At 74.7% G+C, this 24,987-nt stretch carries 21 protein-coding genes and 1 other RNA gene; 19 read left to right on the top strand and 3 right to left on the bottom strand.

Annotation, left to right across the window (positions count from 1 at the left end; translation table 11 throughout):
* Positions 1-51 precede the first annotated feature (51 nt).
* Both EDD32_RS10705 and EDD32_RS10710 read left to right on the top strand, forming a co-directional pair.
* Positions 52-3,252, top strand: a complete 3,201-nt coding sequence (locus tag EDD32_RS10705; protein ID WP_123917364.1) for a UrvD/REP family ATP-dependent DNA helicase — start codon at positions 52-54, stop codon at positions 3,250-3,252.
* Positions 3,249-6,608, top strand: a complete 3,360-nt coding sequence (locus EDD32_RS10710; protein WP_123917366.1) for an ATP-dependent helicase — start codon at positions 3,249-3,251, stop codon at positions 6,606-6,608. Before EDD32_RS10705 ends, EDD32_RS10710 begins: the two co-directional genes overlap by 4 nt.
* 15 nt (positions 6,609-6,623) lie before the next feature.
* Here the strand turns inward: EDD32_RS10710 and EDD32_RS10715 are convergent, their stop codons facing one another.
* Positions 6,624-7,913 (bottom strand): phosphotransferase, encoded by a 1,290-nt coding sequence (locus EDD32_RS10715; RefSeq protein ID WP_246006085.1) that lies wholly within the window; start codon positions 7,911-7,913, stop codon positions 6,624-6,626.
* 223 nt (positions 7,914-8,136) lie between these two features.
* Between EDD32_RS10715 and EDD32_RS10720 the strand changes: the two genes are divergently transcribed.
* The 7 genes from EDD32_RS10720 to EDD32_RS10750 all read left to right on the top strand — a co-directional run bounded on the left by EDD32_RS10720 (position 8,137) and on the right by EDD32_RS10750 (position 12,812).
* Positions 8,137-9,372 carry a TadA family conjugal transfer-associated ATPase gene (locus tag EDD32_RS10720; RefSeq protein ID WP_123917368.1) on the top strand — a complete coding sequence of 412 codons (1,236 nt, stop codon included), beginning with the start codon at positions 8,137-8,139 and terminating at the stop codon, positions 9,370-9,372.
* A 6-nt stretch (positions 9,373-9,378) separates the two neighbouring features.
* Positions 9,379-10,236 carry a type II secretion system F family protein gene (locus tag EDD32_RS10725; RefSeq protein ID WP_123917370.1) on the top strand — a complete coding sequence of 286 codons (858 nt, stop codon included), beginning with the start codon at positions 9,379-9,381 and terminating at the stop codon, positions 10,234-10,236.
* The gene (locus EDD32_RS10730; protein ID WP_123917372.1) at positions 10,233-11,165 is read left to right on the top strand and encodes a type II secretion system F family protein; all 933 of its coding nucleotides are present in this window, start codon (positions 10,233-10,235) and stop codon (positions 11,163-11,165) included. The genes EDD32_RS10725 and EDD32_RS10730 overlap by 4 nt, the downstream gene beginning before the upstream one ends.
* A gap of 81 nt (positions 11,166-11,246) precedes the next feature.
* Positions 11,247-11,444, top strand: a complete 198-nt coding sequence (locus tag EDD32_RS10735; RefSeq protein WP_123917374.1) for a hypothetical protein — start codon at positions 11,247-11,249, stop codon at positions 11,442-11,444.
* 86 nt (positions 11,445-11,530) lie between these two features.
* Positions 11,531-11,884: a TadE/TadG family type IV pilus assembly protein gene (locus EDD32_RS10740; protein ID WP_246006086.1), complete on the top strand. Its 354-nt coding sequence runs from the start codon at positions 11,531-11,533 to the stop codon at positions 11,882-11,884.
* On the top strand, positions 11,881-12,321 hold the full coding sequence (locus EDD32_RS10745; protein WP_246006087.1) for a pilus assembly protein: 441 nt from the start codon (positions 11,881-11,883) through the stop codon (positions 12,319-12,321). The genes EDD32_RS10740 and EDD32_RS10745 overlap by 4 nt, the downstream gene beginning before the upstream one ends.
* A gap of 47 nt (positions 12,322-12,368) precedes the next feature.
* Positions 12,369-12,812: a hypothetical protein gene (locus tag EDD32_RS10750; protein WP_123917376.1), complete on the top strand. Its 444-nt coding sequence runs from the start codon at positions 12,369-12,371 to the stop codon at positions 12,810-12,812.
* Between the two features lie 167 nt (positions 12,813-12,979).
* On the opposite strand, the gene EDD32_RS19160 is transcribed toward EDD32_RS10750, so the two are convergent.
* Entirely contained in the window at positions 12,980-13,492 is a 513-nt protein-coding gene (locus EDD32_RS19160) for a CBU_0592 family membrane protein (RefSeq protein ID WP_211338799.1), read from the bottom strand.
* Between the two features lie 72 nt (positions 13,493-13,564).
* Between EDD32_RS19160 and EDD32_RS10760 the strand changes: the two genes are divergently transcribed.
* Entirely contained in the window at positions 13,565-14,470 is a 906-nt protein-coding gene (locus EDD32_RS10760; RefSeq protein WP_123917378.1) for a LysR family transcriptional regulator, read from the top strand.
* Positions 14,471-14,546: 76 nt separating this feature from the next.
* Entirely contained in the window at positions 14,547-15,773 is a 1,227-nt protein-coding gene (locus EDD32_RS10765) for a multidrug effflux MFS transporter (RefSeq protein WP_246006088.1), read from the top strand.
* Positions 15,774-15,957: 184 nt separating this feature from the next.
* Here EDD32_RS10765 and EDD32_RS10770 read toward each other — a convergent pair whose 3' ends face one another.
* On the bottom strand, positions 15,958-16,485 hold the full coding sequence (locus EDD32_RS10770; protein ID WP_123917380.1) for an Hsp20/alpha crystallin family protein: 528 nt from the start codon (positions 16,483-16,485) through the stop codon (positions 15,958-15,960).
* 141 nt (positions 16,486-16,626) lie between these two features.
* On the opposite strand from EDD32_RS10770, the gene EDD32_RS19500 reads away from it, so the two are divergent.
* From EDD32_RS19500 to ssrA, 8 genes are all read left to right on the top strand, one after another.
* Entirely contained in the window at positions 16,627-17,994 is a 1,368-nt protein-coding gene (locus tag EDD32_RS19500) for a phosphoribosyltransferase family protein (protein WP_123917382.1), read from the top strand.
* 275 nt (positions 17,995-18,269) lie between these two features.
* Positions 18,270-19,397 (top strand): peptide chain release factor 2, encoded by a 1,128-nt coding sequence (gene prfB / locus EDD32_RS10780; protein ID WP_123917384.1) that lies wholly within the window; start codon positions 18,270-18,272, stop codon positions 19,395-19,397.
* A 132-nt stretch (positions 19,398-19,529) separates the two neighbouring features.
* Positions 19,530-20,219 (top strand): cell division ATP-binding protein FtsE, encoded by a 690-nt coding sequence (gene ftsE / locus EDD32_RS10785; protein WP_123917386.1) that lies wholly within the window; start codon positions 19,530-19,532, stop codon positions 20,217-20,219.
* Positions 20,220-20,223: 4 nt separating this feature from the next.
* Positions 20,224-21,138, top strand: a complete 915-nt coding sequence (ftsX, locus tag EDD32_RS10790; protein WP_123917388.1) for a permease-like cell division protein FtsX — start codon at positions 20,224-20,226, stop codon at positions 21,136-21,138.
* Between the two features lie 13 nt (positions 21,139-21,151).
* Positions 21,152-22,630 carry a M23 family metallopeptidase gene (locus EDD32_RS10795; protein ID WP_211338800.1) on the top strand — a complete coding sequence of 493 codons (1,479 nt, stop codon included), beginning with the start codon at positions 21,152-21,154 and terminating at the stop codon, positions 22,628-22,630.
* Positions 22,631-22,812: 182 nt separating this feature from the next.
* The gene (gene smpB / locus EDD32_RS10800) at positions 22,813-23,337 is read left to right on the top strand and encodes an SsrA-binding protein SmpB (RefSeq protein WP_123917390.1); all 525 of its coding nucleotides are present in this window, start codon (positions 22,813-22,815) and stop codon (positions 23,335-23,337) included.
* 117 nt (positions 23,338-23,454) lie between these two features.
* Positions 23,455-24,507, top strand: a complete 1,053-nt coding sequence (locus EDD32_RS10805) for an LLM class flavin-dependent oxidoreductase (RefSeq protein ID WP_123917392.1) — start codon at positions 23,455-23,457, stop codon at positions 24,505-24,507.
* 82 nt (positions 24,508-24,589) lie between these two features.
* Positions 24,590-24,956, top strand: a transfer-messenger RNA (tmRNA) gene (gene ssrA / locus EDD32_RS10810).
* The last annotated feature ends 31 nt before the right edge of the window (positions 24,957-24,987 follow it).

A 24,987-nucleotide genomic window follows, 5' to 3' on the forward strand; every position in this document is an offset into this window, starting at 1 on the left:
GCGCCACGTCGGTGCGCGCCGATGTCGGTGGGGTGTGATGGCATCGTGGGCATGGAGACGGCGACCCGCAGCACCGGCCCGCGGCTCGCGCTGCCCGCACCGGCACCCGCCCCGCCGGCCCTCGACGCCCGCCAGGCCGAGGTCGTCGGGTGGGGCGCCGGCGCGGGCAACCTCCTGGTCGTCGGCGCCCCCGGGACCGGCAAGACGACGACGGCGCTCGAGGTGTTCCTCGCTCGGGCGCGCGCCGGGGCCCCGCCGGCGGGCGCCACGGTCGCCGGTGCGCAGGGGCCGCTGCTGCTCGTCCCCACCCGGCGCGGCGCGGCGCGGGTGCGCGACGCCGTCGCGGCCCGGCTGGGGCGCACCACCGGGCAGGTCCTCGTCCGGACCCCCGCCTCCTTCGCCTACTCCGTCCTGCGGCTGCGCGCCGCGCTCCTGCACCAGCCGGCCCCCACCCTGGTCACCGGACCCGAGCAGGACCAGATCCTCGGCGAGCTGCTCGAGGGGCACCGCCTCGGCCTGGGCGCGGCGGTGCGCTGGCCCGCGTCGGTGACGGCCGAGACCCTGGCCCTGCCGGCGTTCCGGGACGAGCTGCGCGACCTGTTCATGCGTGCCGCCGAGCTCGGCCTGGCCCCCGAGGACCTCGCCGAGCGGGGCGAGCGCCACGGCCGACCGGAGTGGGGCGCCGCCGCCGTCCTCCTGGGCGAGTACCAGGAGGTCACGGCGCTGGGGGAGATGACGCCGGATCGCGGGGCCCGCCTGGACGCCGCGCGGATCGTCGACGAGGCGACCGCGGCCCTGCGCGCGTGGGAGCGCGAGGTCCCCGACCACCCGCGTCCCCGGTGGTCCACGGTCGTCGTGGACGACCACCAGGACTCCACCCTCGCCGCCGCCCGGCTGCTGCGGGCACTGGCCGACGACGGCTCACAGCTCGTGCTGCTGGGCGACCCCGACACGGGCGTCCAGGGGTTCCGCGGTGGTACCCCGGCCCTGGTCGGCCTGGCCGAGACCCACGCCGCCATCGGCGGGTTCGGGGCGCGGCGCATCGTCCTCGAGACCGTCCACCGGGGCGACGCGGAGCTGCGCCGGGCGACGGCGGCGGTCACCGGCGCCGTGTCGACCGCGGGCGCCGTGCGTCACCGGTCCGCCCGCGTCCCCGACGCCGCCCCGGGCGCGGGTGCCGGCGGCCCGGGCGGGCCACCGTCCGGCACGACCGTGACGGTGCTGCGCTCCCGGGCCCAGGAGGGCGCCCTCATCGCCCGGTCGCTGCGTGCGGAACGTCTGCACCACGGCACCCCGTGGTCCGAGATGGCCGTGGTCACCCGCTCGGCGGGGCAGGTCGCCGCCCTGCAGCGGGCGCTGCGGGCCTGGCGGGTCCCGGTCGCCGGCGGCTCCGGGCCCGGTGTCCTCCGGGAGGAGCCGGCGGTCCGGCCGCTCCTCGTCGCGCTCGCCGCCGTCCTCGCCGGCACCACGACCGCCGAGCAGGCCGTGGAGCTGCTCACCTCCCCGGTCGGCGGCCTGGACGCCGTGGCCCTGCGTACCCTGCGTCGGGCGCTGCGGGCGCGGGAGCGGGCCCGCGAGGGCACACGCACCGTGGACGAGCTCCTCGTCGCCGCGGTCGACGACCCCGCCGACGCTGCGGACCTGCCGGCCGGTGCCCGCCGCGGCCCGGCGCGCGTCGCCGCGGTCCTCGCCGCGGGCCGGGCCGCCCTGGAGCGGTCCGCCGCCACGGCCGAGACCGTGCTGTGGGCCCTGTGGGACGCAGCCGGGCTCGCCGATCCCTGGCGCCGCCGCGCGCTCGCGGGCGGTCCGGGGTCCGACCGCGCCGACGCCGACCTCGACGCCGTCATGGCCCTGTTCCGCGCGGCCGAGCAGTACACCGACCGCACCGTCGGCGGCGGCCCCGCCGGGTTCCTCGAGCACGTCCGTGCCCAGGACCTGCCCGCGGACACCCTCGCGGCCCAGGGCCAGCGCACGGAGACCGTCCAGGTCCTCACCCCCGCCGCCGCGGCAGGGGAGGAGTGGCAGGTGGTCGTCGTGGCCGGGCTCCAGGAGGACGTCTGGCCCGACCTGCGCCTGCGCGACTCGCTCCTCGGGGCGGGCGCCCTCACCGACGTCGAGTCCGGCCGGTCGCCCGACGGCCGCCGCGCCTACGGCCCGGCCCGGCGGCAGGTCCTCGACGACGAGCTCCGGATGCTCGCGGTGGCGGTGTCCCGGGCCGCGCGACGCCTCCTCGTGACAGCGGTCCTCGACGAGGACGAGCGGCCCTCGACCTTCCTCGACCTCCTCGCACCCGACCTCGACCCGACCGACGCCCGCAGCGCGCCGCCCCCGCTTGACCTGCGCGGCCTCGTCGCCGAGCTCCGCGGCGCCGTCGAGCACCGCACCGACCGGACGGGAGCCGCCGCTGATCTCCTCGCCGACCTCGCCGCCCGCGGGGTCGCCGGGGCCGACCCCACCACCTGGTCCGGCCTCGCCGCACCGAGCACCGAGGTCCCCCTGCGACCGGCCGAGGCGCAGGTACCCGTCAGCCCCTCCGGCGTCGAGCTCGCCACCACCTGCGGGCTCCGCTGGGCCCTGGAGCAGGCCGGCGGGCGCGGGGAGCGGTCGGCGGACCAGAGCGTCGGCTCCCTCATCCACGAGATCGCCGCGGAGCACCCGCACGGCACCGCCGAGGACCTGCGCACCGCCCTGGCCGCACGCTGGCACGAGCTCGGGCTGGGTGAGTCGTGGGTGGGGCGGCGCCAGCGCGTCCTCGCCGAGGCCATGGTCGACCGGCTGGCGGCGTACGTCGCCGGCGTGCCGGGCGAGGTGGACGTCGAGCGCGCCTTCACCGCCGACGTCGGCCGGGCCCACCTCACCGGGCGCATGGACCGGGTCGAGCACCTCGACGACGGCGCCGCGCGCGTGGTCGACCTCAAGACCTCCGCCAACCCGCTGGCCAAGGACAAGGCCGCCGAGCACGCGCAGCTCGGCTCCTACCAGGCGGCCGTCGAGGCGGGCGCGTTCGGGCCCGTGCGGCCGGCGGGCGCGCGGCTGGTCTACCTCGGGGCCGGGGCGAAGGGCGCCACCCTGCGGCCCCAGCCGGCGCTCGCGGACGCCGCCGACCCGGCGTGGGCGGCCACGCTCGTCGGCGAGGCCGCCGAGGTCATGGCCGGCGCCGGTTTCGTCGCCCGGCTCAACGACCACTGCCGGCACTGCCCGGTGCGCCGTTCCTGCCCGGTCCAGGACGACGGAGAGCGGGTCACCCGATGAGCGCCCTGCCTCCCACGGCGGCCGCCGCCCCGGCCCGTCACCCCGCGCCGCCAGCACCGCCCCACCACTCCGCCGCGGAGATCGCCGACGCGCTGCGCCAGCCCCCGCCCACGCGGGAGCAGACGGAGGTCATCGAGGCGCCCCTCGCGCCCCTGCTGGTCGTCGCCGGCGCCGGGTCGGGCAAGACCGAGACGATGTCCGCCCGGGTCGTCTACCTCGTGGCCAACGAGATGGTGCGTGCCGAGGAGGTGCTGGGCCTGACCTTCACGCGCAAGGCCGCGGCGGAGCTGGGCCACCGGGTCCGCAAGCGTCTGCGCGCCCTGCGCGGGGCGGGCCTGCTCACCACCGCGGCCGACCCCGCCGACGGCGCCGCCGTCCTGGACGTGGACCGGCCCACCATCGCCACCTACAACTCCTTCGCCGGCAATATCGCCAGGGACCACGCCCTTCGCGTCGGCGCCGACCCCGATGCGCGGCTCATCACCGAGGCCGCCGCCTGGCAGCTCGCCGACGACCTCGTCCAGGGCTGGGCGGAGGAGCTCGCCACCGACCGTTCGCCCGGCGCGGTGACCGAGGCCGTCCTCAGCCTGTCCGGGGCGCTGTCCGAGCACCTCCTCGACCCGGTCGACGCCCGGGAGCTCCTCGCCGACCTCCGGGCGGACCTCGTCGACAAGGCCGCCGGACCGCGGGCCAAGGGACCGCTGGCGCCCGTCGCGAAGGTCGCGGCCACGCTCGGCGAGCGCATCGCGCTCCTCGACGTCGTCGAGGCCTACACCCGGCTCAAGCGGGAACGGGGCCTCATCGACTTCGGCGACCAGGTCGCCCTCGCCGCCCGGATCGCCGCCGAGGTCCCCGAGGTGGGCCACCAGCTGCGGGCCCAGTACCGCGTCGTGCTCCTGGACGAGTACCAGGACACCTCCGTGGCGCAGCTGCGCCTGCTCTCGGCGCTCTTCGGCGCGGGCCACGCCGTCACCGCGGTCGGGGACCCCAACCAGGCCATCTACGGGTGGCGGGGAGCCTCCGCGGCGTCGCTCGCGACCTTCCCCGCCATGTTCCGCTCCGCCGACGGTCCCGCGACCCGCACCCTGGCGCTGAGCACCTCCTGGCGCAACGACCGCGCGGTCCTCGACGCCGCCAACACCGTCTCCGCCCCGCTGCGCGAACCGGGCGCCGTCGTCGACGTCCCCGTCCTGCGGGCCCGGCCGGGTGCCGGACCGGGCGAGGTGCTGGGCCTGTACGCCCCGACCCAGGAGGAGGAGTCACGCCAGGTCGCGGCGTTCGTCGCGGACCGCTGGACCCCGGAGTCCCCCCGGACCGCGGCGGTGCTGTGCCGCAAGCGCAGCCAGTTCCCCGACGTCGCCGCCGCCCTGCGGGACCGGGGGCTGCCCGTGCGGGTCCTGGGTCTCGGCGGGCTGCTGAGCACCCCGGAGGTCGTGGACCTGCGCGCCGCGCTCGAGGTCGCCCACGACGCCGGCCGGGGCGACGCGATGATGCGGCTGCTCACCAACCTGCGCCTGGGCATCGCGGACCTGCACGCCCTGCAGGACTGGGCCCGCGAGCTCGCCCGCCGGGCGTCCACGGCGGCGACCGACGACGCCGGGCGCCGCCTCGACCCCCGCGAGGAGTCCAGCATCGTCGAGGCGGTCGAGCAGCCGCCCGCGGCCGGCTGGTGCAGCCCCCGAGGGCACGTCTTCACCGACGCCGCCGCGGCGCGGGTGGGGCGCCTCGGCGACGTCCTGCGGCAGGTCCGCTCGCTGTCCTACCTCTCCCTGCCCGAGCTCGTCGTGGCCACCGAACAGCTCCTCGAGCTCGACATCGAGGTCGCGACCCGGGCGGGGGCCGGTGGTGCCGGGGCCGCCCGGTCGGCCCTGGACGCCTTCGTCGAGGTCGCCGCCGGGTTCGCCGCCGACAGCGACCGGCCGAGCCTCGGCGCGTTCCTGTCCTGGCTCGACGCCGCGGAGGAGCGCGAGCGCGGGCTCGACGGCGGCGGCACGGCGGAGGAGGAGCCGGACACCGCGGTGGTGCAGGTCCTCACCGTCCACGCAGCCAAGGGCCTGGAGTGGGACGTCGTCGCCGTCCCCGGCATGGTGGAGACCCAGTTCCCGGGGTACGACTGCGCGCCGCGGGACGACGGGCGCGTCACCGCGGGTGCCTGGCTGACGGCGGTGGGCGAGCTGCCGTACCCGCTGCGCGGCGACTCCGAGTCGCTTCCGCGACTGCCCCTCGCCGGCACGGCCACCCACCGTGACGTCGCCGACGCCCTCGACACCTTCCGGGTCGACGCCGGCGCCCACCGCGTGGCCGAGGAGCGGCGCCTGGCGTACGTCGCCGTCACCCGGGCCCGCTCCACCCTCCTGCTCTCCGGGTCCTGGTTCCGCACCGGCAAGACGGCGCTGCCGCCCTCGCGGTTCCTCACCGAGCCGCGCGACGCCGGGCACGTGACCGCCCTCGAGGACGGCTTCGCCCCTGCTCCCGCGGCCGGGACCGAGAACCCGGCGCTCGCCCAGGCGTTGGAGCGCTCCTGGCCGACCGATCCCCTCGGGTCGCGCCGCCCCGCCCGCGAGGCCGCAGCCGCCGCGGTCCTCGACGCCGCCGGCCGGCTCGCCGCCGCCGCGGGGCACGAGGACCTCCCGGTCCTGCGCCGGCTCGCCACGAGCGAGGACGACCTGGTGCGCGGCTGGGCGCGCGACGCCGAGCTGCTCCTGGCCGAGCGCGACGCGGCGGCGAGCCCCGACGCCACCGTGCACCTGACCGGGCACCTGTCCGCCTCGGCCGTCGTCAAGCTCGTCTCCGACCCCCAGACCTTCGCCCGGGACCGGCGCCGCCCGGTCCCGGCCGAGCCGACCGTCGTCTCACGGCGCGGCACCCGCTTCCACGAGTGGGTCGAGCGGTTCTACGGCCGCGCCGCCCTGCTCGACGTCGACGACGTCCCCGGCAGCGGCGACGAGGGCGCCGGCCCGCTCGCCGACGGCGACCTCGCCGCGCTGCAGCGGACCTTCACCGCCTCACCCTGGGCGGCGCGGGTGCCCGCCGCGGTGGAGGTCGACCTCGAGACCCCCGTCGCCGGGACGATGGTGCGCTGCCGCATCGACGCCGTCTTCGCCGACGGCGGCGACGTCGAGGTGGTCGACTGGAAGACCGGACGCCCGCCGCGTGACGCCGAGGACCTCGAGAGCCGCGAGATGCAGCTCGCGCTGTACCGGCTCGCCTGGTCCCGGGCGACCGGCACCCCCCTCGAGCGGGTGGGAGCGGCGTTCTACTACGTCGGCGCCGACACCACCGTCCGGGCCGGCGACCTCACCGAGGACGAGATCGTCGACCGCATCACCGCAGCGCTGGCGGTCCCGGTGAGCTGACCGCGGACGGCGGGGTCAGCCGTTCGGGCGGTCCTCGCGCAGGAAGTCGGGCAGGTCGCGGCCGAGGTGGAGCTCCTCGGTGACCGCGGCGTGGTCCTGCCGCCGTGCGGGGTCGGGGCGGGACGCGTCCACCGGGTCAGGCTCGTCGTCGTCCTGACCCTCGGCGCCGAGCTGGTCGAGCTCGTGTGCACGGGTGTCGTCGACCTCGACCTCGACCTCGACCTCGACCTCGACATCGACGTCGTCCGCCGGCGTGAGCCGGTCGCGGGGCTCCGACTCGTCGTCGGCGGGCTCGAGCGTCTGGTCGCCGCCCGTACGGGCGAGGCTGTCGTCGCCCTCGTCCCAGCCACGGTCGGGCAGGACCACGGGCTCGCGAGAGCCGATGGGCGGGGCGTCCTCGACGTCGGAGGCGAGCTCGCGCAGCATCGCGGCCGCGTCGTCGACCACCGCCTGCTCACCCGTGCGGGTGCCGTGGAGCAGCCACCGCGCCAGCGCGAGCTCGGAGACGAGCAGGGCGCGGTCGAGCAGGTGCTTGTCCGTGCTCTCGGTGCGGGCGAGGGAGTACGCCTCCTCGATCGCGTCGAGGGACTCCTCCGGCGCGGACGCCGTCAGCCAGGCGAGATCCTCCGCGGGGTCCCCGACGTGGGCCTCGGACAGGGCGAGCACGGCGCTGACGCGGCCCTCGTGGACCAGGACGTGGTCGGGGGCGAGGTCGCCGTGCACCGGCACCGCCCGGAACCGCCACAGCGCGACGTCCTCGAGGGCGTGCTCCCACCGGTTGAGCAGGACCGCCGGCACGTGCCCGGTGCGGGCGGCCTCGTCGACCTCGGCGAGGCAGCGGCGGCGGTAGGCGTCGGCGTCGTAGACCGGCAGGCCCGCCTCGGCGACGACGTCGGCGTCGAGCTCGTGGAAGGCGGCGATCGCGCGGCCCACCTCGGCGGAGAGCCCCGGGCCCGCGGCGAGCCTGGTGACGTCGAGCGGGCGGCCGACGAGCTGGCGGTGGACCATCGCGCGCCCGCCCTCGGGCAGGGCGGCGAAGCCGGCGGGGCGCGGGACGTCGAAGGGCAGCCGGCCGTCGTCGACGGCCTGGGCGAGGTTGGCCAGGACCGCGACCTCGCCCTCCAGGGCGGCGCCGGCGGCGGCGTGCAGCGGCGCGACGACCACCCAGCTGCGCCCTCCGCCGTCCAGGACGCCGGTGGTCTGGAAGTCGGTGGTCACCCGCTGGGGTGGTCGGGTCGCCACCACGTCCAGGCCGGGGACGGCCGTGGTGGCGAGGGCGGCGAGGGCGAGGGCGGATCGGACCACGGCAACACGGTAGGCGGCCCCGGGGGCCGTCGCGCGGTGCACGCGCCGGGTGAGGTGCCGCCGGTGCGGCGGTGCCACCACCGCTGGGGCCACGCGTCTTGACCGTGAGGGGCGGGAAGTTCTGTCCACAGGGGCGCGAAAACCTCCCCACGACCCTCGTCCGTCCAATATGTTCGCGCTCTGACCTGGTAGGACGCTCCAGCGGTGGCGGCGGAGGTGCGGCGTGGAGGACGGTGTGGCGCTGCTCGAGTCCGAGGTGCGCGAGCTGGTCCGCCGCCGGGGCCTGGATCCCGCCCGCGACACCGACGGTGTGCGCTCTCTCGTCGCTGCCGTCGTGGCCGACTACGACGAGCGGTCGCTGGCCGGGCTGGTCCCGCCCCTCGCGGACCCCGGTGCGGCCGCCAAGGAGGTCGTCGACGCCGTCGCCGGCCTCGGTCCGCTCCAGCGCTACCTCGACGACCCCGAGGTCGAGGAGGTGTGGATCAACGAGCCGGGCAAGGTCTTCGTGGCGCGAGCCGGTCGGTCGGAGCTGACGACCACGATGCTCACCCACCAGCAGGTCCGTGACCTCGTCGAGCGGATGCTGCGGGCATCCGGTCGCCGGCTCGACCTCTCCACCCCCTTCGTCGACGCCTCGCTGCTCACCGGCGAGCGCATCCACGTCGTCATCCCGGACATCACCCGCTCCGCCTGGGCCGTGAACATCCGCAAGTTCATCACCCGGGCGCGGCGTCTGAGCGACCTCGTCGCCGTCGGGTCGCTCACGCCCCAGGCTGCGGCGTTCCTCGACGCGGCCGTGGTGGCGGGACTCAACGTGCTGGTGTCCGGCGCGACGCAGGCCGGCAAGACCACGCTCGTCACCGCCTTGGCAGGGGCCATCCCCGCCGGTCAGCGGATCATCACCTGCGAGGAGGTCTTCGAGCTCCGGCTCGCCAACCGTGACGCCGTCGCCATGCAGACGCGCCAGCCCAACCTCGAGGGTGTCGGGGAGGTGCCGCTGCGGCGCCTGGTGAAGGAGGCGCTGCGCATGCGCCCCGACCGGATCATCATCGGCGAGGTCCGTGAGGCGGAGGCGTTCGACATGCTCGTGGCGCTCAATGCCGGGATCCCCGGGATGTGCACCCTCCACGCGAACTCCGCCCGGGAGGCGGTGACGAAGCTGTGCACCCTCCCGCTGCTCGCGGGCGAGAACGTCACGGCGTCGTTCGTGGTGCCGACCGTCGCGAGCGCCGTCGACGTCGTCGTGCACCTGGAGCTCGGCCGGGACGGGCGCCGGAGGGTCCGCGAGATCGTCGCGGTGACGGGCCGGGTCGAGGACGGTGTCGTGGAGACCGCGGAGCTGTTCGCCCTGCACGACGACCGGCTCGAACGCTCCGGCGGGTACCCCAGCCACCCGGAGCGGTTCGCCCAGGCCGGCTACGACCTGGCCGCACTGCTCACGGCCGGCGACCGGGGGTAGCGGGCCTTGGGTGCGATCTCGGGACTGCTCCTCGGGACCGGTCTGCTCAGCATCTGGTTCTCGTTCTTCGAGCGACCGGCGGCCCGCGCCACTCCCCGCGGCTGGTCCCGACGCACCCAGGACCTCCTCGTCCAGGCGGGTGCCCCGTCGGTCTCACCCACCTCCCTGATCCTCACCGCCGCCGGGCTCGGGGTGACGGTCTTCGTCCTCGGCGTGGCACTGACGTCCGCGCCGCCCATCGCGGCGTGCTTCGCGGCGATCGCCTCGGGCGCACCCTGGGCGCTCGTGCACTCGCGTGCTCGTCGGCGGCGGACGGAGCTGCGCACGGTCTGGCCAGAGGTGGTCGACGACCTGGTGTCCGGCATCCGCGCCGGCCGGTCCCTGCCGGAGGCGCTCATCTCGCTCGGCGAGCGTGGGCCGGAGGAGGTGCGGGAGGAGTTCCGGCGCTTCGCCGAGGACTACCGGGCCACGGGGCGGTTCGACGACGCGCTCGAGATCCTCAAGGCGCGCCTGGCCGACCCGGTCGCCGACCGGATCGTCGAGGCGCTGCGCCTGACCAGCGAGGTCGGTGGCACCGAGCTCGGGCGGCTGCTGCGCACCCTCGCGCAGATGCTCCGTGAAGACCTGCGGACGCGCGGCGAGCTCGAGGCGCGACAGACGTGGACGGTCAACGGGGCGCGCATGGCCGTCGCCGCACCGTGGTTGGTGCTGCTGCTGCTCGCCACCAGACCGGAGGCCGCGCAGGCCTACGACAGCCCCATCGGGGTGGTGGTGCTCGCGGTGGGAGCAGCGAGCTCCGCGCTTGCCTACTGGCTGATGATGCGCATCGGACGGCTGCCCGAGGAACAGCGGGTGATGCGATGAGCACCGCCCTCACCGGCGCGCTCGCCGGGTTGCTCGGCGGGACCGGGCTCGCCCTCGTGCTGTGGCGGCTGGGCTCGCGTCGAGTCACGCTCGCCCAGCGCCTGGCCCCCTACCTCCGGGAGCGGCCCCGCACCTCGCGCCTGCTGGCCGAGAGCCAGCTCCACACCCCCTTCCCGACCCTCGAGCGACTGCTGGCGCCCGGGCTGCACGACGCCGCCCGCCTCCTCGAGCGACTCGGCTCGTCCTCGGTGAGCATCCGGCGCCGCCTCGTCCTGGCCGGCTCACCCGTCACCCACGACCAGTTCCGCATGGAGCAGCTGCTGTGGGGTGCCCTGGGGCTGGCAGGTGGGCTCCTCCTGGCCCTGACCGTGGGCCTGGTCCGCGGGGCGGCCGTCGTGCCGCTGCTCCTCGGGGTCACCCTCAGCGCGGTGGGCGCCGCCGTCGCACGCGACCAGCTGCTCACCTGGCAGGTGCGGCGTCGGCAGGACCGGATGCGCGCCGAGCTGCCCGACGTCGCCGAGCTCCTCGCGCTCGCCGTCGGTGCGGGCGAGGGAGCCGTGGCAGCGCTGGAACGCCTCGCTCGTGCCACCCGGGGCGAGCTCACGAGGGAGATCGACCGCACCCTCGCCGAGGCGCGTTCCGGCGTCCCGCTGGGCCAGGCTCTCGAACGCATGGCCGGACGTACCGACGTACCTGCGGTCGCGCGCTTCGCCGACGGCGTCGCGGTGGCGCTCGAGCGGGGCTCGCCGCTGGCCGAGGTGCTCCGCGCCCAGGCGCAGGACGCCCGGGAGACCTCGCGCCGCGAGCTCATGGAGACGGGCGGGAAGAAGGAGCTGGCCATGATGGTGCCGGTCGTCTTCCTGGTCCTGCCCGTCACCGTCCTCTTCGCGATCTTCCCCGGCCTTGCCGTGCTGGAGGTGGGGCTGTGACCGCCGCCTCCCGTCCGGCGCCGCCCGGCCGGGCGCACCGGACCCCGTTCGCAGGACCGACCCCTCCCGAAGGAGACCGCCATGTGGATCACCCTGCTCACGCTCGCCTCGAAGCACCTCGCGTGGCCACCGCAAGAGGACCGCGAACGCGGCGACGTGCCGGGCTGGGTGCTCGTGACCCTCATGACGGCGGGACTCGTCCTGGCGATCTGGGCGCTCGCCGGTCCGGCGCTGGGCAACGTCTTCCAGACGGCGATGAACCGCGTGCTCGCGTTCTGACGTCCCGGCGCGGGAGACACAGCCCCGGGGACGACGCGGGACACCGCGGACCGAGGCGCCCGTACGGCCCGGAGCGCGGGTCCGCGGTGGTCGACTTCGTGCTCGTCTCGGTGCTGGTCGTGGCGGTCGTGCTCGCCGTCGTCCAGCTCACCCTGGGTCTGCACGTGCGCAACACCCTCATCGACGCCGCCTCGGAGGGCGCCCGTCACGGCGCGCTCGTCGGCTCCAGCCCCGCGGCCGGAGCAGAGCGCGCCCGGAGCCTGATCGCGATGTCGTTGTCATCCCGGTACGCCGACCGGGTCTCGGCGGGAACCGTGCAGCGGGCCGGGACCACCCTCGTGCGGGTCGACGTCAGCGCCCCGCTCCCGGTGCTCGGCCTGCTCGGTCCGTCGGGTGTGGTGGAGGTCAGCGGGCACGCGGTGCTGGAGCGACCCCTGTGAGGGCGCGCCTGAGACGACTCGGCGGCGACCGGGGCAGCGCGGTGGTCGAGTTCCTCGGCGTCAGCGTGCTGCTTCTGGTCCCGATCGTCTACCTCGTCCTGACGCTCTCGCGGGTGCAGGCGGCGGCGTTCGCGGCCGAGGGCGCGGCGCGCGAGGCGGGGCGCATCCTGGCTCAGGGTGGGGAACCCGTCGTCGCCATGGGAGCGGTGGAGCTGGTGTTCGAGGACCAGGGGTTCGACGTCTCCGGCGCCGAGGCGTTGAGCTTCTCGTGCGAGGCAGGCGGGTGCAGGGCGCCCGGCGCACGGGTGCTGGTGGAGGTCGCCACGGTGGTCGAGCTGCCCCTCCTCCCCGATCTGGTGACTTCCGTGGTGCCGGCCGAGGTGCCGGTCAGCGCCACGCACCTGGCGGTGGTGGGCGACTTCCGGGACGCCCCATGAGGCGCAGTAGGAACGCTGGGGCACGAACCGGCGAGGAGGGGCACATCATGCTGCTGACCCTCGGCTTCGCGGTGCTGCTCCTGGCCCTGGTCCTCGTCGTGGTCAGCGCCTCGGCGGTCCACATCGAGCGCAAGCGGCTCCTGGCGCTGGCGGACTCCGTCGCTGCCGACGCAGCCGACGCGGTCGACCTCGACGCCTACTACCTAGCCGGCGCCCCGGCGGGCAAGACGCACGCGGGTGGTCCGACGACTGTGCCGCTCTCGGACGCGACGGTGCGTGCCGCGGTCGACGGCTATCTGGCGTCGGCGCCGCCCGCGGTCGTGGGGGAGTTCTCCGGACTGCGCGTGCTCGCGCCGACGGGGTCGCCCGACGGCGTCACCGCTGAGGTCACCCTCGGCGCGATCGTGCGTCCGCCGCTCGTGCCGTGGGTGCTCGCGCCATGGAGCGAGGGCATCGTCCTGCGGGCGACCTCCACCGCCCGCGCTGGTTGACCGCATGACGTGGCGGCACGCTCGGGCGGCCGTTCCGACGCCATCGTCTGCGGTTGCCACCGGCGGCGTCCTGGGAGTGATGTCGACGACGCGCGACCGGGCCTGGTGCCTGACCTTCGCACGGCGGGCGACGCTGCACGAGCCGTACGGCTCTCGGCAGCGGGAACTCAGACCCGGACGAGCTTCTCCGTCAGCCCGGGAGTGCCCGCGGCCCGCAGTCCGGTCTCGGTGGCGCGCACCTCGCGCGTCCCGACGGTGGTGCGGCCGCCCGGTCGGCGTGAACGACCGGAACGCGGTGCGGCGGCAGGTCGGCGCGAGGCGGCCGGCCCCTCGGGACCGGCGGGCCGCCGCACGGGGCGGTGCAGCCCGACCGGGTGGCGCAGGTCGCGTGCGAGCCGGGAGGCGGCCGCCCGGGCCCGCCGGGTGATGACGGCCCGCTTGACCGAGAGCAGGCCCTGCACCCCGATAGCGACCCAGACGACGTTCGCCACGGCCGAGGGCCACGCCGCGTTCACCGACGCGCTCACCGCGAGCGCGGTGGCGCCGCCGATGTTCAGGCCCTGGAACAGCAGCGAGTCGGGCTCGATCCGGCGCTGGGTCACCATCGCGTAGGCCCCCAGGGACGCGGCGGCGCCCACCCATCCGACGATGGAGACGGCGAGCGCGGCGAAGTCGTTCATGATGCCCATCGTGGCGACCCGCGTGGTGAAGATCAATCGAACGATCGAGCATCGAGCATACAGTTCTGCTTCATGGAGATCGACCCACGAAGACTTGGATTCCTCTTGGCCGTCAACAGGTACGGAGGAGTCCTCGCCGCCGCCGACGTGCTGCGTGTCAGCCCCTCCGCCGTCTCCCAGCAGATCGCCCGCCTCGAGGCCGAGACCGGGGTCCGGGTGCTCGACCGCCAGCCCACCGGCGCCACCCTCACGCGGGCCGGGCGGATCCTTGCCGAGACGGCCGAGCGCATCGAGTCCGAGGTGGGGGAGGCCCGCCGATCCCTCCTCACCCTCGAGGGCGACATCTCCGGCGTGGTCGTCGTCGGGGCGTTCCAGACGGCGATCCGCGCCGTCCTCGTCCCGCTCGTCACCGAGCTCGAGCAGACCCTCCCCGGCGTCCAGCTCGTGGTCAACGAGGTGCCCGAGGAGCACGGCCGCCGAGCGCTGCGCCGGGGCGAGCTCGATCTGCTCGTCATCGAGCACGACGTCTCGGCGCCGAGCCCGGCCCCGCAGGGGGCGCGCGACGTCCCCTTCCTCGACGAGCCGTGGGTGGTGGCGCTGCCCGCGGGGGAGCCGGTCCCGGCCACCCTCATGGACCTGGCCGAGCGCACCTGGCTCGGGCCCGAGCCGGGCGGCGCCGCCGAGCGCGCGCTGCACCGCCTGGCCGCCGAGCTGTCGTTCGACCCGCGCACCCGGCACCGCTACCTCGACTTCGACGTGGGCCTCGCCATGGTCGGCGCGGGCCTCGGGATCGCGCTGCTGCCCTCGCTCGCCCTGCGCCGCCACCTCCCGGAGAACGTGCAGTGGGTCGCGCTGCCGGGGCTGGGCACGAGGCGGCTGTTCGTGCGCCACCGCCTCACCCGGACCGAGCCGCGGGCCGCCACGCTCGCCGTCCTCGAGCAGATGGTCCAGGTGGCCGGCGCCCTCGAGGCGCTGTGACCCGGTGCGGCGTGAGTCCTGTCACGATGCCCGGCGCGGGGGTGGCGGGAGGCCCGGCGCGTGCCAGCATGAGGCAGTGACATTCCCCGCCGCCGTCCGGCCGCCGGCGTCGTTCGTGCTGCTCCTCGGGGCGATGGCCGCTCTCCCCGCGGTCACGACCGACCTGTACCTGCCGTCCCTGCCCGACGTCGCCCGCGACCTGGAGACCTCGGCGGCACTCGTCCAGGCGACGATCACCGGCGTCCTCATCGGTGGTGCTGTGGGGCAGATCCTCATCGGTCCGCTGTCGGACCGGTTCGGCCGACGCGCTCCCGTTCTCATCGGCATCTCGGTGCACATCGTCGCCTCGCTGCTGGCCGCGATCGCGCCCTCGATCATCCCGCTGCTGGCCCTGCGGGTGATCCAGGGCGTGGGCAACTCCGCCGCGATGGTCTCGGCCATGGCGGTCATCCGGGACCGCTACTCCGGTGCCGGGGCGTCGGTCATCCTGTCGCGGCTCATGCTCGTGGTCGGGGTCGCGCCGCTCTTCGCGCCCACCGTGGGTGGGCTCATCGCGCACCTGTGGGGCTGGCGGGCCAACTTCACCGTCCTGGCCATCCTCGGGCTGATCCTCCTGCTCGTCGTCGCCCGCGCCCTGCCCGAGACCCACCCACCCGAGCGGCGCGTGGCCCGGGGCCTCGCCGGGACGGCCCGCAGCTACGGCGTCCTCCTCGCCGACCGGCAGTTCATGGCTCTCGCCCTCCTCCCGGGCCTCGGGCTCGGGGCGCTCATCAGCTACGTGGCGGGCTCGCCGTTCGTCCTGCGCGAGGGCTACGGACTCTCCGAGAACGCCTTTGCGCTGCTGTTCGCGATCAACGGCGCCGGTCTCGTGCTCGGCTCGCAGGTCAACGCCTCGCTCGTGCGCCGCTTCGAGCCGCTCAAGATCATCCGGGTGGCGATCCCGCTGGCGATGCTCCTCGCGGCGGTGCTCGTGGTGGTGGCGGCGACCGGGGCGGGCGGCCTCGTCGCCCTCATGACCCCGCTGTGGTTCATGCTCGCCGTCAACGCGCTCGTCCCGCCCAACGCCTCCGCGCTGGCGCTCACCCGGCACGGGGAGCGGGCCGGCACCGCCGCCGCGCTCATCGGGGCGATGCAGGCCGGGGTTGCGGGCGTCGTCAGCCCGATGGTGGGCGTGCTCGGCGGCGACGCCGTCGCGATGGCCACCGTCATCCTCGGTGCTGTCGCCGCCGCGTTCGTCGTCCTCGTGGTGGCCACCCCGGCCTACCGCCGGGGCGGCGAGACCCCCGCGGGCGAGCCCGCGTAGTCGCCGGACACGTCGGCCCCGGCTGCGCGAAGGATCACCTCGTCGCCGAGCGAGAGCGGTGTGCCGGGATCACTCGGCGACCGAGGGATCGGTGGGTGACCGAACGATCACCTCGTCGCCGAGCGGCGCGGGAGCGCGGGTGCCGCACGCCCTTGGGCGCCGCGGTCGCCGCGTACCGGACGGCTCAGCCGCGCTGCACCTGGACCTTCCTCGGCGGCGCCTCCTCGGTCGGCGGAGAAGGCAGCCGCACCTCGAGGACACCGTCGCGGTAGCTCGCCGAGACGTCCTCGGTCCGCACTCCTCGCGGTACGGGCAGACGCCGGACGAAGCTGCCGTACCGGAACTCGCTGCGGTAGCTCTTGTCCTCCTTCTTCTCCGTGGACTCGCGGCGCTCGGCGCTGATCGTGAGGATCCCGTCCTCGACCGTGACGTCGATGTCCTTCTCCGGGTCGACGCCCGGCAGCTCCGCGCGGACGACCACCTGGTCGCCGTCGCGGTGCTCCTCGACGCGGATCGGCACGCCGGCCGGACGACCGGTCTCACGGAACGGCCAGGGGAAGTCCCCGAACGGCCAGGACTCCCAGAGCTGCTCCGCCAGCTCGCGCGGGGAGCGGTGGAGCGGGCCGACCGCGCCCGCGGGGCGCTGCTCCGGTTCCTTGGTGGGCTCGACGTCCGTGGTGGTCTCGGCGTCCTTCGTGGGGTCGACGCTCATCGTGGTCCCTCCCTCCGGGCGCAGGACACGGGCGGACCGGCGCCCACCTCCAGGGTGCGACGCCGCCGGCGCGGAGGGAAGGGGCGAAGGTCGCAGCCGAACGTCCCTTCCCCCCGGCACCGGTTCGGGGGACGCTGGAGCATGGGGTGGTTCGGGCACTCGGACATCTTCCGCGACCGCATCGAGGCCGGGCAGCTCCTCGGGGAGCGGCTCGCGGCCGTGGGCGGACTCGCGGGGGCGCGCACGGCCGACGACCTCACCCCGGCACCGGCGCCCTCGCCCGACGTCGTCCGGGGCGCGCGACACCGGCCTCCGCTCGTCGTGGGCCTCCCGCGCGGCGGGGTCCCCGTGGCGGCCGAGGTCGCCCGGGCGCTGGACGCCCCGCTGGACGTCGTCGTCGTGCGCAAGCTGGGCGTGCCCTGGCAGCCCGAGCTGGCCATGGGGGCGATCGGCGAGGAGGGCGTGCGCGTGCTCAACCCCGCCGTCGCCGCGCGGGTCGACCCGGCCGACCTCGCCGCGGTCACCCGCCGGGAGCAGCTCGAGCTCGACCGCCGCGTGCGGGCCTGGCGCGGCGTCGGCGCCGGGCACGAGGTCGCCGGGCGCACGGTCGTCGTCGTGGACGACGGGATCGCCACCGGCGCCACCGTCCGGGCCGCCGTCGCGGTGCTGCGCGGACGCGGCGCCACCCGCATCGCCCTGGCCGTGCCCGTGGTGGCCCGGGACGTCGCCGCCGAGCTGCGCGGCGCCGTCGACGACCTCGTCGCCCTCAACGAACCCGCCGACCTCCACGCCGTGGGCGCCTGGTACGAGGACTTCTCGCCGGTGCCCGACGAGGACGTCCGCGCCCTGCTCGTGGCCTCGCGGGCCCGCCGGGCCAGGGAGCGCGAGGTCCTCGTGCCCACCGAGGCCGGTCCGCTGCCCGCCACCGTCACCCTCGCCGACGACGCCGCCGGCGTGGTCCTGTTCGCGCACGGCTCGGGCAGCAGCCGGCTCAGCCCCCGCAACCGCGCGGTGGCGGCCATGCTCCACGAGGTGGGGCTCAGCACCGTGCTCATGGACCTGCTCACCGAGGAGGAGGGCCGGGACCGCTCGCTCGTGTTCGACATCCCGTTCCTCGCCGGGCGGCTGCGGACGGCGACGGACTGGACCGCCGGCCTGATGTCCCTGCGCGACCTGCCGCTGGGCTACTTCGGCGCGAGCACCGGCGCCGGCGCGGCCCTGTGGGCGGCCGCCGACCACCCCGCCCGGCTGCGCGCCGTCGTCTCCCGTGGCGGACGCCCGGACCTCGCCGCCCCGCGGCTCGGTGAGGTCGAGGTGCCCACGCTGCTGGTGGTGGGCGGGCTCGACACCCAGGTGCTCGAGCTCAGCCGGGCCGCGCTGGAGCAGCTGGGGTGCCCCGGCGAGCTCGTCGTCGTCCCCGGGGCGACGCACCTCTTCGAGGAGCCGGGCACGCTCGAGCGGGCCGGCGCCGCGGCGGCCGCGTGGTTCCGCCGCCACCTCGCCGACTGAGTGAGTCGGAGCGTCGGCGCCAGGTGGAGCGGGGGCCGTCGTCGTCGGGGTCGTGTGCGCCCGACGGCGGTGTGCGAGCCGGTGTCGGGCTGGTGGCGAGGTCGTGCTGTTCACCCGACGGTGAGGTCGTAGGTTCCGGGACGAGTCAGCGGCACCTGAGCCGCTGGGTGAACCCGGAAGGCCCTGAGTCGGCACGGAGTTGCCGAGGACGCGGGCTCGGCGGGCTCGTCACCACGCGGCGAGCGCGCGCCCGGCATCGCGTAACCTTCAAGATCGTGGCCACCGACTTCTCCTCCGAGATCAACCAGCTCCGCAGCACCTACGAGTCCATCGCCGCCGTGACGGACCCCGAGGCCTTGCGGGCCTCGATCGCCGAGCTCTCCGAGAAGGCCGCCGCGCCGGACCTGTGGGACAACCCCGAGGCCGGCCAGGCCGTGACCTCCCAGCTCTCCCACACCCAGGCCGAGCTCGACCGGGTGGAGAAGATGGGCGAGCGCATCGACGACCTCGAGGCCCTCGTCCAGCTCGGCCAGGAGGAGAGCGGCGCCGACGCCGACGCCTTCATGGAGGACGCCGAGGCCGAGCTCACCGCCATCCGCAAGTCCTTGGCCGACCTCGAGGCACGCACCCTGCTCTCCGGCGAGTACGACCAGCGCGAGGCAGTCGTGACCATCCGCTCCGGCGCCGGCGGCGTCGACGCCGCCGACTTCGCCGAGATGCTCCTGCGGATGTACCTGCGCTGGGCCGAGCGGCACGGCTACCCCACCCAGGTCCTCGACACCTCCTACGCCGAGGAGGCGGGGCTGAAGTCCGCCACCTTCGAGGTCAAGGCGCCCTACGCGTTCGGCACCCTGTCCGTGGAGGCCGGCACCCACCGGCTCGTGCGGATCTCCCCGTTCGACAACCAGGGGCGGCGCCAGACCTCCTTCGCCGCCGTCGAGGTCATCCCGCTCATCGAGCAGACCGACAGCGTCGAGATCCCCGAGAACGAGATCAAGGTCGACGTCTTCCGCTCCTCCGGGCCCGGCGGGCAGTCCGTCAACACCACGGACTCCGCGGTGCGCATGACGCACATCCCGACCGGCATCGTCGTGTCGATGCAGAACGAGAAGTCCCAGATCCAGAACCGCGCGGCCGCGCTGCGCGTGCTGCAGTCCCGGCTGCTCCTGCGCCGCCAGGAGGAGGAGAGCGCCGCGAAGAAGGCCATGGCCGGCGACGTCAAGGCCTCGTGGGGCGACCAGATGCGCTCCTACGTCCTCCAGCCGTACCAGATGGTCAAGGACCTGCGGACCGAGCACGAGTCGGGCAACCCCGGCGCCGTCTTCGACGGCGAGATCGACGACTTCATCGACGCCGGGATCCGCTGGCGCAAGAACACCCAGAACGCGGCCGAGCAGGGCTGACCGCCAAGGCGTCGGCGGCTTTCCGGCGCGGCCCGTGCGGCGTGTCGGTCCGGGCGCCCGCGCCGCGCTGCCTACTCTCGGTAGCGGCCAGAGTTGTACTTCCCCACTGTCGAGACTGGCCGACGAGCTGTCGTGATCAGATTCGAGAACGTCTCCAAGGTCTACGCGCGTGGGGCCCGCCCTGCCCTGGACCAGATCTCCATGGAGGTCGAGCGCGGTGAGTTCGTCTTCCTCGTCGGGTCCTCCGGCTCGGGCAAGTCGACCTTCCTGCGCCTGGTCCTGCGCGAGGAGCGCCCGACGTCGGGGCAGATCCACGCCCTCGGCCGTGACCTCTCCCAGGTCTCACGGTGGAAGGTCCCGCACCTGCGCCGCCGTATCGGCACGGTCTTCCAGGACTTCCGCCTGCTGCCGAACAAGAACGTCTTCGACAACGTCGCGATCGCCCTGCAGGTGATCGGCAAGCCGCGCCACCACATCCTCACCACCGTGCCGGAGACCCTCGACCTCGTCGGCCTGGCGGGCAAGGAGAAGCGGCTCCCGCACGAGCTCTCCGGCGGTGAGCAGCAGCGCGTGGCCATCGCCCGCGCCATGGTCAACCGTCCGCAGGTGCTCCTCGCCGACGAGCCCACCGGCAACCTCGACCCCACCACCTCGATCGGCATCATGCGCCTGCTCGACCGCATCAACCGCACCGGCACCACCATCGTCATGGCCACCCACGACGACGAGATCGTCGACCAGATGCGCAAGCGCGTGGTCGAGCTCGCCGACGGCGTCATGGTGCGCGACCAGTCCCGCGGCGTCTACGGGGCGGGGAGGTAGGGCCGTGAGACTGCGCTTCGTGCTGTCCCAGACCCTCCAGGGACTCTCCCGGAACCTCGCGATGACCGTCTCGGTCGCCCTGGTCACGTTCGTCTCGCTCATGTTCGTCGGCGCCGCGGCGCTGCTGCAGACCCAGGTGGGCAACCTCAAGAACGACTGGTACGACAAGGTCGAGGTCTCGGCGTTCATGTGCCCGGCCGGCTCGCCGGAGCCGGGCTGCGCGGCGGGGGAGGCCACCGAGGACCAGATCGGCGAGATCGGCACCCTGCTGGAGTCGGAGGCGCTGAGCCCCTACGTCGACGAGGTCTACCTCGAGACCAAGGACGAGGCGTACGAGGCCTTCCAGGAGCAGATGGCCGACACCGTGTGGGCGCAGTCGCTCACGGTCGAGCAGATGCAGGTCAGCTACCGGGTCAAGCTCGTGGACCCCGAGCAGTACCAGATCGTCGCCGACGAGCTCGAGGGCAGGGCCGGCGTCGAGGTCGTGGTGGACCAGCGCGAGCAGCTCGAGCCGCTCTTCCTGGTCCTCAACCGCGCCACGCTGCTCTCGGTGGGCCTGGCGAGCGTCATGATCGTCACCGCCGTCCTGCTCATCACCACCACGATCCGGCTCTCGGCGATGTCCCGCCGGCGCGAGACGGGCATCATGCGCCTGGTCGGCGCCTCGAACCTGTTCATCCAGCTGCCCTTCATGCTCGAGGGCGCCATCGCCGCGCTGGTCGGGGCCGTCCTCGCCGTCGGCGGGCTGTTCCTCGGTGTGCGCTACCTCGTGGAGGACTGGCTGGCCGGCTCGACGCCGTGGGTGCAGTTCGTCGGCACGGCGGACGTCCTGGCCATCGCGCCGCTGCTGGTCCTGGCGGCGATCGCGCTCGCCGGCATCAGCTCGGTCGTCACGCTCGGCCGGTACACGAAGGTCTGAGGGGAAGAGGCTCATGCACAGCTGGGGAACCGGGCGCGCCCGCCGGGCCGTGCGGCTCGGTGCCGCGCTCATGACCGTCGTCGCGCTCGCCGTCGGCGGCACCGCCGCGCAGGCCGACAGCCGCGACGACCTCGTGCGCGAGCAGGAGCAGAACGAGGCCGAGCGCGAGCGTCTGGAGTCCTCCCTCGAGGGCGTCGAGAGCAACCTCGCCGAGACCTACCTCGCGCTCGAGGACGCCAAGAACCGCCTTCCCGAGGCCCAGGAGGAGCTGGCAGCCGCCCAGGAGGCCCTGGCCGCCGCCGAGCGCAAGCAGGAGCAGGTCGCCGGGCGGCTCGAGCTGGCGCAGGCCGAGATCGTCACGATCGAGTCGGCGATCGCCGACAGCGCGGAGCGGATCGACTCGACCCGCTCGGCCATGGGCGAGCTGGCTCGCAGCACCTACCGCGGCGACCACGCCGTCAGCTCCCTCGAGGTGGTCCTCGACGCCTCCTCCACCGAGGACTTCCTCCAGAGCTACGCCGTCCGGGAGACGGCGGTGCGCGCCCAGACCCAGGTCCTCGACGAGCTCGAGACGGCCAGCGCCGTGACCCGCAACCAGCGCCAGCGCCAGGCCGCGGTCACCGAGCGCATCGCCGAGCTCAAGGTCGAGGCGGACGAGGCCGTCGTCGCCGCCGACGAGGCCCGGGCGGTAGCCGAGGAGCGCAAGGCCGAGATCGAGCAGATCCAGGCCGAGATGGCCGACCTGGCCGAGCAGCTCGAGGAGAAGAAGGTCGAGCACACCGGCCAGATCGCCGAGCTCGAGGAGTCCAACGCCGAGCTCGCCCGGGAGATCGCCCGCATCGACGAGGAGAACCGAAGGGCGGAGGAGGCCCGCAAGGCCGAGGAGGCGCGCCGGGCCGAGGAGGTCCGCAAGGCCGAGGAGGCCCGGCAGCTGCGCCTCGCCCAGGAGGCCGCCCGCCAGGCCGAGGCGGCCCGCCGAGCCGCGACCGAGGCCGGCCGGCCGGCCCCTGCGCCAGCCCCCGCCCCTGCGCCCGCCCCCGCCCCCGCGCCCGCGCCGGCCCCGGCTCCCGCCGCGCCGTCGGCCGCCCTCGTCCCGCCCGTGCGGCCGCTGTACGTCACGTCCCCCTACGGATACCGGGTCTACCCGATCACCGGCGGCTGGTTCATGCACAACGGCGTCGACCTGCGCTCGGCGTGCGGCAACGTCCAGGTCTCCGCCGCCGCCGGCACGGTCGTCTCGACCAAGCCGCCGTGGCAGACCGGCACGAGCGGCAACCAGGTGATCATCAACCATGGGATCATCGGCGGGAGCTCGTACGTCACGGTGTACAACCACCTCTCCGCCTTCGCCGTGAGCCCCGGCCAGCGGGTGAGCCAGGGCCAGGCGATCGGCCGCACCGGTGCCACCGGCAACGTCACCGGCTGCCACGTCCACTTCGAGGTGTGGCGCAACGGCGCCACCATCGACCCGATGTCGCTGCCCGGGTTCTGACCGCCCCTCGGTGACGGCGGACCGCGGGCCCTGTCCGGACCTGCGCCCGCCGAGGGACCTGCGCGCACCGCCGACGGCGGAAAGGGTTCGTGCGTGCCCGCCCTGCTGACCTAGGCTGGGAGGTCGGCGCCGCCCAGGTGCCGGGCCGCGCCCCGCGGCCGGAGCAGACGGAGGTAGGACCAGTGGCTGGCACGAAGGCCCCGGCACCGAGGAAGCCGACCCAGGCGGAGCGGACCAAGGCCGACGCGGACGCGAAGAAGGTCGTCGCGCGCAACAAGAAGGCCCGCCACGACTACCACATCGACGACACCTTCGAGGCGGGGCTGTCCCTCACCGGCACCGAGGTCAAGGCGCTGCGGATGGGCCGGGCGTCCCTGGTGGACGGCTGGGTCGAGATCGACCGCGGCGAGGCCTGGCTGCACGGGGTGCACATCCCCGAGTACGCCCAGGGCTCGTGGACCAACCACGGTCCGCGGCGAAAGCGCAAGCTGCTCCTGCACAAGGAGGAGATCGAGAAGCTTGCGGTGAAGTCCCGGGAGAAGGGGCACACGATCGTCCCGCTCGAGCTGTACTTCACCAAGGGCCGCGCCAAGGTCGAGATCGCCCTCGCCCGCGGCAAGCAGGAGTGGGACAAGCGCCAGACCCTGCGGGAGAAGCAGGACGAGCGTGAGGCGCAGAAGGCCATGAGCCTGCGCCGGCACGACTAGGACGACCGCGCGGCGCCGGTCCCGGGTCCCACCCCACGCAACGGCGGACGTGCCACGGATCGACGCGTCACACGCCGGGGTACGGAATAGTGCGGCGCCCCCGGTGTTGGCACGGACATGGAACTCGGTCTCTACACCTTCGGCGACCTCGGCACCGGCCCTGACGCCGCCCCGGTCGGGCAGCGCCTGCGCGACATCCTCGAGCGGGTGCGCCTGGCCGAGCAGGTCGGCCTGGACTATGCCGGTATCGGTGAGCACCACCGGCCCGACTACGCCATCTCCGCGCCGTCCACCGTCATCGCCGCCGCGCTGGCCCAGACCGAGCGCATCCACGTCGGCTCCGCCGTCACCGTGCTGTCCACCGAGGACCCTGTCCGGGTCTACCAGCAGTTCGCGACCATGGACCAGTACTCGGGCGGCCGGGTGGAGCTGCTCGCCGGGCGCGGATCGTTCATCGAGTCCTTCCCGCTGTTCGGGGCGAACCTGGAGGACTACGACGAGCTCTTCGCCGAGAAGCTCGACCTCCTTCTCGCCCTCGACGCGGGCAACCCGGTGACGTGGTCGGGCCGGTTCCGCCCGCCGCTGCAGCAGGCGCAGATCCTCCCGCGCCCGACGGCGAAGGCCGGCCTCGGCGAGCACCTGCGCATCGCCGTCGCAACCGGGGGATCCCCGGCGTCCTCGGTGCGCACCGGCCGGCTCGGACTGCCGGTCAACTACGCGATCATCGGCGGGGAGCCGCGCCGGTTCGCCCCGCTGGTCGACCTCTACCGCCAGGCGCACGCCGAGGCCGGCCACCCCGAGGAGCGCCGCTCCGTGGCCGTGTCCGTCCACGGCTTCCTCGCCGACGACGACCGCGAGGCGCTGGACTTCTACTACCCGTACTACCTGCGCACGGCCACCACCATCGCCCACGAGCGCGGCTTCGCCATCCCCAACCGCATCTCCTACGAGGCGCAGGCGAGCGGGCACGGCGCGTTCTTCGTCGGGTCCGCGCCGAGCGTGGCCGAACGCGTCCTGACGCTGCACCGGTCGCTGGGTCACGACCGCCAGATCTTCCAGATGGACCTCTCCGGCGTCCCGCAGGCGCAGTCCCTGCGCGCCGTCGAGCTCCTCGGCGAGGTCAAGCAGATCGTCGACGCCGAGCTGGGGCGGCCAGGTCGCCGGGAATGAACGTGCAGCACGGGTGGTTGACCACGTAGCATGGAGAACGCCGGCACGACCCGTCAGGGCCGCGGCGGTGACAACTCAACAGGGGGATGATCGGTTTCGACGATGGTCGTCGTTCCAGGAGAAGCGGGTCGAGGATGCAGAGTCATCTCGTCAACGATCTCTGCAAACCAATAGGTGCCGATTCCAAGCGCACCGAGTTCGCCCTCGCCGCCTGAGCGAGTAGCGACTCCGTCAGCCCGGGCTAGCTCTCGTCCCGGTTCCTGGCGTCATCTAGAGAGCCACTGCTCGTAGTCCTCGTCATCGGGGCTGCGGGAACACTGAGATGACTGGGCCTGTCAGCGACTTGTCTGCGAGATCGCTGGGGCCGAGAAAATCGTCAGCAGACTGCACCCGGAGAAGCCCTGGTTCCACGCCGTCGGACGCGGGTTCGATTCCCGCCATCTCCACCCACGGTGGCTGCCGAGCAGCCGTCGCTGATCA

The sequence above is a fragment of the Georgenia muralis genome (assembly GCF_003814705.1).
GTDB lineage: Bacteria > Actinomycetota > Actinomycetes > Actinomycetales > Actinomycetaceae > Georgenia > Georgenia muralis.

Excerpts from the sequence above, each read along its gene's own strand:
- EDD32_RS10795 (WP_211338800.1), top strand. The coding sequence starts at position 21,152 with ATGCACAGCTGGGGAACCGGGCGCGCCCGCCGGGCCGTGCGGCTCGGT.
- EDD32_RS10705 (WP_123917364.1), top strand. The coding sequence starts at position 52 with ATGGAGACGGCGACCCGCAGCACCGGCCCGCGGCTCGCGCTGCCCGCA.
- EDD32_RS10805 (WP_123917392.1), top strand. The coding sequence starts at position 23,455 with ATGGAACTCGGTCTCTACACCTTCGGCGACCTCGGCACCGGCCCTGAC.
- EDD32_RS10760 (WP_123917378.1), top strand. The coding sequence starts at position 13,565 with ATGGAGATCGACCCACGAAGACTTGGATTCCTCTTGGCCGTCAACAGG.
- EDD32_RS10735 (WP_123917374.1), top strand. The coding sequence starts at position 11,247 with ATGTGGATCACCCTGCTCACGCTCGCCTCGAAGCACCTCGCGTGGCCA.
- EDD32_RS10730 (WP_123917372.1), top strand. The coding sequence starts at position 10,233 with ATGAGCACCGCCCTCACCGGCGCGCTCGCCGGGTTGCTCGGCGGGACC.
- EDD32_RS10710 (WP_123917366.1), top strand. The coding sequence starts at position 3,249 with ATGAGCGCCCTGCCTCCCACGGCGGCCGCCGCCCCGGCCCGTCACCCC.
- EDD32_RS19500 (WP_123917382.1), top strand. The coding sequence starts at position 16,627 with ATGGGGTGGTTCGGGCACTCGGACATCTTCCGCGACCGCATCGAGGCC.
- EDD32_RS10750 (WP_123917376.1), top strand. The coding sequence starts at position 12,369 with ATGCTGCTGACCCTCGGCTTCGCGGTGCTGCTCCTGGCCCTGGTCCTC.
- EDD32_RS10770 (WP_123917380.1), bottom strand. The coding sequence starts at position 16,485 with ATGAGCGTCGACCCCACGAAGGACGCCGAGACCACCACGGACGTCGAG.
- EDD32_RS19160 (WP_211338799.1), bottom strand. The coding sequence starts at position 13,492 with ATGAACGACTTCGCCGCGCTCGCCGTCTCCATCGTCGGATGGGTGGGC.